Annotated in this window: 10 protein-coding genes; 4 read left to right on the forward strand and 6 right to left on the reverse strand. The window is 64.2% G+C overall.

Annotation, left to right across the window (positions count from 1 at the left end):
- Nucleotides 1-214 precede the first annotated feature (214 nt).
- Both ABE459_RS07665 and ABE459_RS07670 read left to right on the forward strand, forming a co-directional pair.
- A complete protein-coding gene (locus tag ABE459_RS07665; RefSeq protein WP_110995111.1) occupies nt 215-436 on the forward strand; it encodes a VF530 family protein in 222 nt (73 codons plus the stop codon).
- Nucleotides 436-1,062 (forward strand): Pr6Pr family membrane protein, encoded by a 627-nt coding sequence (locus tag ABE459_RS07670; protein WP_323831864.1) that lies wholly within the window; start codon nt 436-438, stop codon nt 1,060-1,062. The genes ABE459_RS07665 and ABE459_RS07670 overlap by 1 nt, the downstream gene beginning before the upstream one ends.
- A gap of 147 nt (nt 1,063-1,209) precedes the next feature.
- On the opposite strand, the gene ABE459_RS07675 is transcribed toward ABE459_RS07670, so the two are convergent.
- The 3 genes from ABE459_RS07675 to ABE459_RS07685 all read right to left on the reverse strand — a co-directional run bounded on the left by ABE459_RS07675 (nt 1,210) and on the right by ABE459_RS07685 (nt 5,740).
- A complete protein-coding gene (locus ABE459_RS07675; RefSeq protein WP_323831862.1) occupies nt 1,210-1,971 on the reverse strand; it encodes a siderophore-interacting protein in 762 nt (253 codons plus the stop codon).
- On the reverse strand, nt 1,968-2,504 hold the full coding sequence (locus ABE459_RS07680) for a PadR family transcriptional regulator (RefSeq protein WP_323831860.1): 537 nt from the start codon (nt 2,502-2,504) through the stop codon (nt 1,968-1,970). The genes ABE459_RS07675 and ABE459_RS07680 overlap by 4 nt, the downstream gene beginning before the upstream one ends.
- A gap of 89 nt (nt 2,505-2,593) precedes the next feature.
- Nucleotides 2,594-5,740, reverse strand: coding sequence for a transglycosylase domain-containing protein (locus ABE459_RS07685; RefSeq protein ID WP_323831858.1), 3,147 nt, complete (start codon nt 5,738-5,740; stop codon nt 2,594-2,596).
- A 423-nt stretch (nt 5,741-6,163) separates the two neighbouring features.
- Between ABE459_RS07685 and ABE459_RS07690 the strand changes: the two genes are divergently transcribed.
- Entirely contained in the window at nt 6,164-7,582 is a 1,419-nt protein-coding gene (locus ABE459_RS07690; protein WP_125462831.1) for an amino acid permease, read from the forward strand.
- A 127-nt stretch (nt 7,583-7,709) separates the two neighbouring features.
- Here the strand turns inward: ABE459_RS07690 and ABE459_RS07695 are convergent, their stop codons facing one another.
- The 3 genes from ABE459_RS07695 to ABE459_RS07705 form a co-directional block, all read right to left on the reverse strand.
- Nucleotides 7,710-7,961 carry a DUF3077 domain-containing protein gene (locus tag ABE459_RS07695; protein WP_125462832.1) on the reverse strand — a complete coding sequence of 84 codons (252 nt, stop codon included), beginning with the start codon at nt 7,959-7,961 and terminating at the stop codon, nt 7,710-7,712.
- On the reverse strand, nt 7,958-8,197 hold the full coding sequence (locus ABE459_RS07700; RefSeq protein WP_323831856.1) for a hypothetical protein: 240 nt from the start codon (nt 8,195-8,197) through the stop codon (nt 7,958-7,960). Before ABE459_RS07700 ends, ABE459_RS07695 begins: the two co-directional genes overlap by 4 nt.
- A gap of 759 nt (nt 8,198-8,956) precedes the next feature.
- The gene (locus ABE459_RS07705; RefSeq protein ID WP_323831854.1) at nt 8,957-10,576 is read right to left on the reverse strand and encodes an FMN-binding glutamate synthase family protein; all 1,620 of its coding nucleotides are present in this window, start codon (nt 10,574-10,576) and stop codon (nt 8,957-8,959) included.
- Nucleotides 10,577-10,756: 180 nt separating this feature from the next.
- Here ABE459_RS07705 and ABE459_RS07710 point away from each other — a divergent pair, with 180 nt between their 5' ends.
- Nucleotides 10,757-11,020 carry a type B 50S ribosomal protein L31 gene (locus ABE459_RS07710; protein ID WP_110995121.1) on the forward strand — a complete coding sequence of 88 codons (264 nt, stop codon included), beginning with the start codon at nt 10,757-10,759 and terminating at the stop codon, nt 11,018-11,020.
- Nucleotides 11,021-11,064: the final 44 nt, after the last annotated feature.

The raw sequence follows: 11,064 nt of genomic DNA on the forward strand, positions 1-11,064 counted from the left end.
GACTGGCGTAATTGTCTGTAGGAGCGGCCTTGTGCCGCGAAAGGGGCGCGTGGCGACCCCAGGATCGTGGCCATGGCATAGATCGCCGGGGCTGCTTTGCAGCCCTTTCGCGACACAAGGCCGCTCCTACAGGGCACAGCTGCGCAGGCCGTAGATGCCACTACCCCACTACACTCGTGTAAGGTGCGCACCTTCCCGAACCTGGAGCACTGGCATGAGCACGGCCCAACACAATGCGCTGCACGGCAAGACCCTCGAGCAGATCCTCACCGAACTGGTGGCGCACTACCAATGGCAGGGCCTGGCCGAGCGCGTCGATATCCGCTGCTTCAAGAGCAACCCGACCATCAAGTCGAGCCTGACCTTCCTGCGCAAGACGCCCTGGGCGCGGGAGAAGGTCGAGCTGCTGTATGTGAAGCTGCAGCGCAAAGGCTGATGCCGCGCCGCCCCTGGCTGACGCTCGCTGCCGTGCTCGGCTGGGCGGGCCTGGCGATCCAGCTGTACCTGGTGCTGCTGGCGCGCTGGCAGGCGCAGGCCAGCCTGATTGGCGGGCTGGTCAACCTGTTCTGTTTTTTCACCGTGTTGAGCAACACCCTGGCGGCCACGGTATTGAGCCACGCCGCGTTCGGTCGCGAGTCGGCGGCCAGGCGCTGGTTCCTCTCACCTGCGGTCAGTTCGTGCATCGCCGCCAGCATCGTGCTGGTGGGCCTGGCCTACAGCCTGCTGTTGCGCCACCTGTGGCAACCCCAGGGCTGGCAATGGTTGGCCGACGAGCTGCTGCACGATGTGATGCCGGTGCTCTTCTTCCTGTATTGGTGGTTCGAGGTGCCGAAGGGGCAACTGCGGTTGTGGCACCTTGCGATGTGGGCGCTGTATCCGGGGCTGTATTTTGCCTTTGTGCTGTTGCGCGGGCATGAGATCGGGGTCTATCCGTATCCCTTCGTCGATGTGGCGCGGTTGGGGTATGGGCAGGTGATGGTCAATGCCCTGGGGGTGCTGGCGGGGTTCTGGGGGATCGGGCTGGTATTGCTGGGGCTGGACCGGTGGCGCAGGCCTTCATGACGTTGTTGGTGTTATCGCGGGGCAAGCCCGCTCCCACGCTGATCCACCCTTGGACTGCCCCCAAGAAGTTGAACACCAATCCAATCCTTAGGAGTAGTCCACAGCGTGGGAGCGGGCTTGCCCCGCGATAATGCAGTACTGGCAACCTTATTCGTCGTCGGCGGTGCCGTCAGCTCGCCAGTAAGCAGCGGCCTTGAGGGAATCCTCGGGCACGCCTTTCTCCAGCAGCAATGCCTTGGCCTGGCGGGTCAGGGATTTCTCCAGCGCCACCCAGCCGTACAACCGGCCATCTGGCAACGCCAGGTGCTTCACCCGCTCCAGCACGTCTTCGGCATGCCGGCGCACCCAGATCACCTCGACCTGCGCCTTGCTCGGCAGTGGCTGGCGCTCCTGTTCATCCTCGATCTGGATCACCGCCAGCACCTGGCGCCCCGCCGGCAGCTCTTCCAGGCGCCGCGCAATGGCCGGGATCGCCGTTTCATCGCCAATCAGCAGGTAGCTGTCGAAAATATCCGGCACCACCATCGAGGCCCGTGGCCCGGCGATATCCAGCGTTTGCCCCGGTGCGGCCTGGGCGGCCCAGGTCGACGCCGGGCCGTCGCCGTGCAGGACGAAATCGATGTCCAGCTCCAGGTTCTGCAGGTCGATGCGCCGTGGCGTGTATTCGCGCATGGTCGGCCGGGCGCCGCCGTCGCGGCCCAGGTTGCGCGCATCGATGGCCACCTGCTCCTCGGGCGTGCAGGCAAACAGCAGCTTGATGTGATCGTCCGTGCCGACGCTGGTGAAACCGGCCAGCTCGGCGCCGCCGAGGGTTACGCGGCGCATGCGCGGGGTCAGGTCGGTGACCCGCAGCACGACGAGGCGGCGCTGGCGGATCTCATGGTTGACGCGATGGATGGTGTCGCTCATGGGGTGTTCTCCGTAACGGCCGGCCCGGAGGCGATGGCCTTGGCGGTGTCGTTGAGCAGGGTGCGTACCCGCTCGATCTCGTCGGGCGTCCAGCGGCCGCTGTGCATGTGCAGGGCGTGGCGCAGGTTGCCGACGGCTTCATGGATTTCAGCGGGGCGGTCATGGCCGCGCAGGGCACGCTTGCTCACTTCGATGCGCATGCGCACGCCGTCGAGGGCGACTGCTTGCTCGGCCAGGGCATTGCGACCGGCATCGGTGATGGCGTAAAGGCGCTTGCTGCCCTGAATCTGACCGCTGATCAGCTCGGCTTCTTCGAGGTAGCTGAGGGTTGGGTAGATCACGCCGGGGCTTGGGCTGTAACTGCCGTCGAACAGGTTCTCGATCTGGCGAATCAGGTCGTAGCCATGGCCAGGCTGCTCGGCCAGCATCGACAGCATCAGCAGTTTCAGGTCACCCGGGGCGAACACCCGCGGGCCACGCTCGCCGCGGCCAGGGCGGCGTTCGAAGGGGTCATGGGAGGAATGGTCGCGCATGGCGCAAGGGCTCCGTCTGTTTCGATATATCGCAAGATATTACTCAAGATATATCTAAAGACAAGCCCCCAAATGCAGATGATTATCATCTAGTTACTCGATAGGTCGTTGCGCCGTACGGGTTGCAATGCCACCTGCGGTGCCTTGCAGGCGTTGGGATTGTTCGGTTCCAGGTATGGCATGAGGATCGGCGCCATGCCCTTGAGCACCTGCACCGGCAGTGCCGAGGTGAAAGTGAAGGCTTCGGCCGTGCGCCCCGGGACGAAGGCGGTGAGGGTGCCGAAATGGTTGTCGCCAAGGAAGAACACGAAGGTGGCGGTGCGGTTCAGCGAGCGCGAGCCGATCAACCGGCCACCGGCGCCGAAGCTTTCGATGCGGTTGTCACCGGTGCCGGTCTTGCCACCCATCACCAGCGGCGTGCCGTCGTGCAGTTTGAAGCTGCCCGAGATGCGCCGTGCAGTACCGGCGTCCACCACCTGCGACATCGCGCCCTTGAGCGCCCGGGCCACCTCGACCGGGAGGATCCGCTGGCCACGGTCGGGGTCGCTGAGCAGCTGGGTTTCGTAAGGCGTGCCTTGGGCGAAGTGCAGGGTGTCGATGCGCAGGGTCGGCAGGCGCACGCCGTCGTTCTGGATGATGCCGACCAGCTCGGAGAGCGCGGCCGGGCGGTCGCCGGAGCTGCCGATGGCGGTGGCCAATGACGGCACCAAGTGGTCGAACGGGTAACCCACGCGCTTCCAGCGCTTGTGGATGTCGAGGAACGCCTCGATCTCGACCATGGTGCGGATGCGGCTGTCGCGAGCGCCCTGGTGGCGGCTCTTGAACAGCCAGCTGTACACCTCCTGGCGCTCGAAACGGCTGGCATTGAGGGTGTCCTTGAGCGAAGCGCCGGGGTTCTTCAGCAGGTAGCCGAGCATCCACAGGTCCAGCGGGTGGACCTTGGCGATATAGCCCTGGTCGGGCAGGTCGTACTTGCCCGGCCCGTAGGCTTCGTACATTTCCACCAGGCGGCTGTCGGTGAGCTTGGCCATGGCGATCTTGTCGTCCTTGCTGTGGGCCCTGACAAACGCGTTGAAGGTTTCCTGGCCCGATTCGGGGAACAGGTAGCGGTGCACCGCCGCCAGGCGCTGCGGGGTGACGCGCATGCTGTCGAGGAAGGTATCCAGGCGCTGTTGCGAGGTCTTGCGCTGGTACTTCTTCCAGAACCGCATCATGTAGTTGCTGCCTTCGCGGTCGGCGAAGCGCGCCAGGTATTCCTGGCGCCGTGGGTCGCTGTCGTCCCTGAGCAGCGGTTCGCGGTTGAACGGCTGCTGGTAGGTGACGTAGCGCACCAGGTCGCGCATCAGGCGGATGAACGGCAGGTTGATCGATTCGCGCAGGGCATCCTTGAGCGTCGGGTTGCGGTTGTTGTCTTCCTTGCGGAAGTTGTTGAACACGTGCATGCCGCCGCCGGTGAAGAAGGCCTCGCCGGTATTGGCCGAGTACTTGCGCTCCAGGGCCGCGTCGAGCATGGCATCGAGGCTCTGGTTCTTCTGGTTCAGCATCAGCCATTCCAGCGACCACTGGCTGATGCGGTCGAGTTCGGCCACCGGCACCTTCTTCAGCTCGGCGGGCGGCTTGCCGGCGTACTTGTCGTGCAGCTCGGCGATGATTTCCAGGTAGGTGGTCAGCACGCGCAGCTTGGCGGTGGAGCCCAGTTCCAGCTTGCTGCCCTCGTTGATGTCGAAGGGCTGGTTGGTGCTGTCGGTTTGCACCCGCACCCGCGAGCCGTCGTCGGTACGCTCGAACAGGGTGAAGCTGTAGCTGACCTGGTCGGTGGTCTTGCTGGTGAGCAGGCGTTCGCCGATCAGGCCCATCTGCGCGGCGAACGCCGGGTCGGCGAGGTTCTTCAGGTACTGGCTGACCTGCACGTTGAGGTCGGCCTGCAGGGTGCTGGTGGCCGACAGGTCGAGGCGGTCGAGGTCGTACAGCGGGCGGTTGAGCATGGCTGCCAGGCGGTTGCGGGCCAGGCTGATGCCCTTGTTGGTGATGATCGGCACGATGGTCGGCTGGGCTACCCAGTCGCGGTACACCGCCTTGCTGGCCAGGGCCGCGTCGGCCAGCGGGCGCTCGACGATGCCGTTGGCGGCGAGCACGCGGATGTGCGCGTCGGTGAGATCGGCAAGCTCCAGGCGGCCCTTGGACAGGTAATGCGAGGGCCGGCGCTGGGCAATCATCAGCGACAGCACCTGGCGCAGGGCCAGGCCGCGCTCGGCCAGGCTTTTCTCGTCGCTGGCGGTGGACGTGAGGGCCTGGTTGACCTGGTCGAAATCGGCGCCGTACCAGACGCGCAGGCCCTCGGCCATGCCATGCACCTCACCGTGCCCGGGCACTGCCGACAACGGCACGCTGTTGAGGTAGTCACGCACGATGCGCTCGCGCGCCTCGGTGGTGTCCGGCCCGCCCTGGTAGGCGCGCACGCTGGCCGAAATCATCTGGCGGATCTTCTCGGCGCCGGACACGGTCAGGCCGTCCGGCGAATGCCGGTATTTTTCCAGCTGAGTGGCCAGGGTGCTGCCGCCGGCCGATTGGCCGGGCAGCGCCAGGTACTTGGCCACCTGGCTGTAGGCGGCCTTGGCGAAGCGCGGCCAGTCCACCGCCGGGTTGCTCTTCGGGTCCGCAGGGTCCAGCAGTTCGCGGTTCTCGATGAACAGCAGGCTGTTGACCATCACTGGCGGGATCGCCGCGAAGTTCGGGTACAGGTGCTGCGGGTAGTTGTACTGGTAGAGGGTGTCGCCACGGCAGTCGGTGATCGACAGGCCGGCCTGGATCTTCTCGACGTAGGGCACGAACAGACCATGCTCGGCATAGCTCATCAGCGCCGGGGAGAAGCGCACCTGCTGGTTGATCAGGTAGTCGCGCTTGAGCAGGCGCGGCAGGAATTCGCCCAGGGCGCTGTAGCCCAGGCGCTTGTCGAAGGGGCCGTCACCGGGGTAGACGATGGCGTCGCTGGGGCCGGGGTCGAGCTGGTAGGTGAGGGTGCTGGCCAGTTTGCTGAATTCGCGCGATTGCAGGCGCGACGTCTGGATCTCCTGCCAGGCGGCGTAGCCCACGGCAGCCATGGCGACGATCAGGATGAGCAGGATCAACCGCCACCACAGATGGCGCTGGCGCGCAGGTTTTGGCGGTGGGGTTTCAGCCTGGGGTGCTTTGGGTGCTTCCGTACTGCTTGGTTCCGATTGCCACAGTGCGCCCATAGTCTTGAGTCCGGCCAGGTATTTTCGCGTTGCTTGTCTGAAGCTTAGACGGTGGTCGGCTTTGGTGAAAAATTTGTAGGAGGCTTCGAAGGTGCCTGTACGAACATGCGCCTTTGGTGCGACTTCCATTCTTCGGCAATGTTGCTAAGGTAGCTGCCCCATTCCTGTGCATGGGCACTGAAGGGCGGTGATGCCCCTCCGTGAAAGGTATTTTGGCCGAGGAATCTCGCCAAATTTCCTGCTTTATATAGTGAAAAGCCCTGCATGTGGCTTCCTATACTGCTCGGCCCCTTCGCCCTGCCCGCAACCTGCGCGGCAGACAGGCCGGCCCACAAGGCCGCCTGGCAAGACGACGTTGCGCCTATCGGCGCGGCCGGTGCTGCACGAAGGTCAAATCCAATAACAAAATGAGGTTGTATTGCTATGCCAGTCGGCAACCATCCTGCCCACGGCGAGTCCGCCCAGGGCGGCCCGCTCAAGCGCGAACTGGGCGAACGGCACATCCGTCTGATGGCCCTCGGCGCCTGTATCGGCGTCGGCCTGTTCCTCGGTTCGGCCAAGGCCATCGAAATGGCCGGCCCCGCCATCATGCTGTCCTACATCATCGGTGGCTTGGCCATCCTGGTGATCATGCGCGCCCTCGGCGAAATGGCCGTGCACAACCCGGTCGCAGGTTCCTTCAGCCGCTACGCCCAAGACTACCTCGGCCCGCTGGCGGGCTTCTTGACCGGCTGGAACTACTGGTTCCTGTGGCTGGTGACCTGCGTTGCCGAAATCACCGCGGTGGCCATCTACATGGGCATCTGGTTCCCCGATGTGCCGCGCTGGATCTGGGCGCTGATGGCCCTGGGCAGCATGGGCGCGATCAACCTGATCGCGGTCAAGGCGTTCGGCGAGTTCGAGTTCTGGTTCGCCCTGATCAAGATCGTCACCATCATTGCCATGGTGCTCGGCGGCATCGGCGTGATCGCGTTCGGCTTCGGCAATGACGGCGTGGCCATGGGCATCTCCAACCTGTGGAGCAACGGCGGCTTCATGCCCAACGGCGTGACCGGCGTGCTGATGTCGCTGCAGATGGTGATGTTCGCCTACCTGGGCGTGGAAATGATCGGCCTGACCGCCGGCGAAGCGCGCAACCCGCAGAAGACCATCCCCCAGGCCATCGGCTCGGTGTTCTGGCGCATCCTGCTGTTCTACGTGGGCGCGCTGTTCGTGATCCTGTCGATCTACCCGTGGAACGAAATCGGCAGCCAGGGCAGCCCGTTCGTGATGACCTTCGAGCGCCTGGGCATCAAGACCGCCGCCGGCATCATCAACTTCGTGGTGATCACCGCCGCGCTGTCGTCGTGCAACGGCGGCATCTTCAGCACCGGGCGCATGCTCTACAGCCTGGCGCAGAACGGCCAGGCCCCGGCCACCTTCGCCCGCACCTCGAAGAGCGGTGTGCCGCGCAATGCGCTGCTGCTGTCGATCGGCGCGCTGCTGCTGGGCGTGCTGGCCAACTACCTGGTGCCGGAGAAGGTGTTCGTCTGGGTGACCTCGATCGCCACCTTCGGCGCGATCTGGACCTGGGTGATGATCCTGCTGGCGCAGCTCAAGTTCCGTGCCGGGCTGTCCACTGCCGAGCGTAATGCGCTCAAGTACCGCATGTGGCTGTGGCCGCTGAGCTCGTACCTGGCGCTGGCGTTCCTGGTGCTGGTGGTGGGGCTGATGGCGTACTTCGAGGAGACCCGCGTGGCGCTGTACATTGGCCCGGCGTTCCTGGTGCTGCTGACGGCGCTGTACTACAGCTTCCGCCTGGCGCCGAAAGAGGCGCAAGGCGTGGCGAGTAACGCCGCCTGATCAACGAAGCCCCGGCCAGTGCCGGGGCTTTGTTTTTGTGTCTGTTGCGAGGGCCTCATCGCGGGGCAAGCTCGCTCCCACGCATTTGAACGTGGGAGCGGGCTTGCCCCGCGATGAGGCCATTGGATCAACCGGAGCGATTCATTCCCAGCTCCATGTCATCGATCAACGCCTTGGCCATGGCGCTGAGGATGCGCGCTGAACTGCCGGCGAGCATGTCGCCTTCCATTTCAGCTTCGCAGGTGAGGTGGCGGATGCAGCCGAGCAGTACCGACAGCTCGTCGAAAGCGTGCTGGAAGGGGATGCCGGGCTGGATGCGGAACAGCTCCAGGCAGGTGGTGGTGCCTGAGGTGTTGCCATGGTTGGTCGGGGTGGTCATGGCTGCGCTCCCGTTTCGTGGCGGATCAGGGGGTAGAGCAGCTGGTTCAGGTAGACGCAGGTATTGAGCAGGGTCTGGCGCTGCTCTTCGCTATCGGTGTCGAAGTACATGTCGAGGACTTCGCGCAGGCAGGCCATCAGGGAGGTGGCTTCGGTGCGAGCGGCCTCGGGGGTGAGGTCGGCGGAGATGGTCAGGTAAGGGAAGAAACGGGGTGGATCGGGGACGATCTTTTTCATGGCAAAACCTCAGTGCGTTACTGGAGCCGCCATCTCGATCTTTCTCACGGATGAAGGTGGCAGCCGTACGCGGGGTGAGAAACCGGTGCACTGAAGCCGGCCAGACCGAAGTCTGCCCGCGCATGGCTGCCATAAACCTAAAGCCTTGGCAGTGCAGGTCGGGTTCTCACACCCGGTCACCCAATTTGGCGACCGGGTGAAGTTAGCCCTGAGGGATTTCCCCGACAACGCAGCAACTTCCGGCAGGTGCGTAGGATAGTTCCCAAGCCTTCTGGGCTGAAGCATTTGGTTGCAGGTTCGGAAATGTCTTACGGGTTTAGTGGTATGCCTTGGGAGGGCCTGGCTGGCTACCGCGTCAGGGCGGCCAGGTGCCAGGCGAAGGTTTTGCAGCGCCTATGAGATCGAGCGCCGCCCGCGCGGCGCATCGCTGGCAAGCCAGCTCCCACATTTGTTTCGGGCCAATTATGTCTGTGGAAGTACCGCTGCCCGCCTTGGTGCATGCCTCAAGTCAGGTGAGGCGCCAGTGGTGCCCACCTCAATATCGAGTCGAACCAACAAGGCGGACAGTGATGAACTTTCAGGAGTGACTGGCCCGAAACAGATGTGGGAGCTGGCTTGCCAGCGATGCGCCGCGCGGGCGGCGCTCGATCTCATAGGCGCTGAAAAAGCATCGGCGAACACCTAGTGGCCCTCACCCAATCCCCGGGCAAGCACCTGGTGGCCTTCGCGCAACCCCCTTGAAAGGCAAGCCCGCACCCCTCAAGCCGCCACCTCGCTGTGCGGCTCGAAGCTGTCGGCCCGCGCCAACTGCCACATCCGCGAATAAAACTGCCCATTCACCTCACCGGTCAGCAACTCCCCCGGCTTGAGGAACACATGCATCTGCGAGAACAGCTTGATCTCGGTCGCCGAAATGCGCCGCACCAGGTGCTTGGCCTCCAGCTGCGCCGGGTGTTCCAACCCCGCCGCCGCCAACATCTCGGCCAGCGCGCGCAGGGTGTTGTGGTGGAAGTTGAGCACCCGCTGGGCCTTGTCCGGCACTACCAGCGCCCGCTGGCGCAGGGCGTCCTGGGTGGCGACCCCGGTCGGGCACTTGTTGGTGTGGCAGCTCTGCGACTGGATACAGCCGATGGCGAACATGAAGCCACGCGCCGAGTTGGCCCAGTCGGCGCCAATCGCCAGCACGCTGGCGATGTCGAAGGCGCTGACGATCTTGCCGCTGGCACCGAGCTTGATCTTGTCGCGCAGGTTCAAGCCCACCAGGGTGTTGTGCACGAACAGCAGGCCCTCGCGCAGCGGCACGCCGATATGGTCGGTGAACTCCACCGGCGCTGCGCCGGTACCGCCTTCCTTGCCATCGACCACGATGAAGTCGGGGAGGATGCCGGTTTCCAGCATGGCCTTGGCGATGCCCATGAACTCCCACGGGTGGCCCAGGCAGAACTTGAAGCCCACCGGCTTGCCGCCGGACAGCTCACGCAACTGGGCGATGAACTGCATCATCTCGATGGGGGTGGAAAACGCGCTGTGGCGCGACGGTGAAATGCAGTCCTCGCCCATCAGGATGCCGCGGGTCTCGGCGATTTCCTGGGTGACCTTGTGCTTGGGCAGGATGCCGCCGTGGCCGGGTTTGGCACCTTGGCTCATCTTGATTTCGATCATCCGCACCTGCGGGTTCCGCGCCTGGGCGGCGAAGCGCTCGGGGTCGAAGCGCCCGTCGGGGGTGCGGCAGCCGAAATAACCGCTGCCCAGTTCCCAGGTCAGGTCGCCGCCGTGCTCACGGTGATAGGGGCTGATGCTGCCTTCGCCGGTGTCGTGGGCGAAGTTGCCGAGCTTGGCGCCTTTGTTCAGGGCGCGGATGGCGTTGGCGCTGAGCGAACCGAAGCTCATGGCCGAAATGTTGAAGATCGACGCCGAGTACGGCTGGGTGCACTGCGGGCCGCCCACGGTGACGCGGAAACTGGCCGGGTCGGCCAATGGCGCCGGGCGCATCGAGTGACCGATGAATTCGAAACCGGATTCGTACACATCAATCAGTGTGCCGAAGGGTTTGTCCGAGGCTTCGTTCTTCGCCCGGGCATAGACCAGCGAGCGCTGGGCACGGGAGAACGGCAGGGCATCGCTGTCGGACTCCAGCAGGTATTGGCGGATTTCCGGGCGGATGGCTTCGACCAGGTAGCGGATGTTGCCGAGGATCGGGTAGTTGCGGCGTACCGCGTGGCGCTGCTGCAGCAGGTCGAACACACCGATCAGGCTGAGCACCCCGGTGGCCAGGGTGAATGGCCACAACCACTCATGGTGGAGCAACGGCAGGCTGGCGAGGGTGAACAGCACGCAGGCGGCGAAGAAGGCGTAGCGACTGAGAAGTGACAGGCTCATACGGGGTCCTTGCGAATGGCTCGGTCAGGCTCAGGGCCTGGGGCGAACCCCGACCATAGCCCGCTGGCCGGCCCATGGCCAGCCTGGGGCGGCGCAGGAAAAATGAAAATGCGGGTATCGAAAATCATTCGCGATAGTATATGTTATAAAGTATCACTTTGAGATCGAGGAGCACCCACCATGAAAGCAGGCATCCATCCCGCGTACCGCACTGTGCTGTTCCATGACACCGCTGCCGATGTGTATTTTTTGATCGGTTCGACCGTGGATACCGATCGCACCCAGCAGCACAGCGATGGCCAGACCTACCCCTACGTGGCGCTGGATGTGTCCAGCGCTTCGCACCCGGTGTACACCGGGCAGCAGCGCAAGACCACGGTGGAAGGGCGGGTGGCCGGGTTCAACAAGCGCTTTGCCGGGTTTTCCGGGAAGACCGGGCAGTAGTCGAATGCCATCGCGGGGGGCGCCCCCACCCACAAAACCAACAA

The sequence above is a fragment of the Pseudomonas sp. TWI923 genome (assembly GCF_039673365.1).
Classification (GTDB): Bacteria; Pseudomonadota; Gammaproteobacteria; order Pseudomonadales; family Pseudomonadaceae; genus Aquipseudomonas; species Aquipseudomonas sichuanensis.

What these genes read in the sequence shown, in the direction of transcription:
- ABE459_RS07700 (WP_323831856.1), bottom strand. Translation starts at nt 8,197, where the DNA reads ATGAAAAAGATCGTCCCCGATCCACCCCGTTTCTTCCCTTACCTGACC.
- ABE459_RS07695 (WP_125462832.1), bottom strand. Translation starts at nt 7,961, where the DNA reads ATGACCACCCCGACCAACCATGGCAACACCTCAGGCACCACCACCTGC.
- ABE459_RS07710 (WP_110995121.1), top strand. Translation starts at nt 10,757, where the DNA reads ATGAAAGCAGGCATCCATCCCGCGTACCGCACTGTGCTGTTCCATGAC.
- ABE459_RS07685 (WP_323831858.1), bottom strand. Translation starts at nt 5,740, where the DNA reads ATGGGCGCACTGTGGCAATCGGAACCAAGCAGTACGGAAGCACCCAAA.
- ABE459_RS07690 (WP_125462831.1), top strand. Translation starts at nt 6,164, where the DNA reads ATGCCAGTCGGCAACCATCCTGCCCACGGCGAGTCCGCCCAGGGCGGC.
- ABE459_RS07705 (WP_323831854.1), bottom strand. Translation starts at nt 10,576, where the DNA reads ATGAGCCTGTCACTTCTCAGTCGCTACGCCTTCTTCGCCGCCTGCGTG.
- ABE459_RS07675 (WP_323831862.1), bottom strand. Translation starts at nt 1,971, where the DNA reads ATGAGCGACACCATCCATCGCGTCAACCATGAGATCCGCCAGCGCCGC.
- ABE459_RS07665 (WP_110995111.1), top strand. Translation starts at nt 215, where the DNA reads ATGAGCACGGCCCAACACAATGCGCTGCACGGCAAGACCCTCGAGCAG.
- ABE459_RS07680 (WP_323831860.1), bottom strand. Translation starts at nt 2,504, where the DNA reads ATGCGCGACCATTCCTCCCATGACCCCTTCGAACGCCGCCCTGGCCGC.
- ABE459_RS07670 (WP_323831864.1), top strand. Translation starts at nt 436, where the DNA reads ATGCCGCGCCGCCCCTGGCTGACGCTCGCTGCCGTGCTCGGCTGGGCG.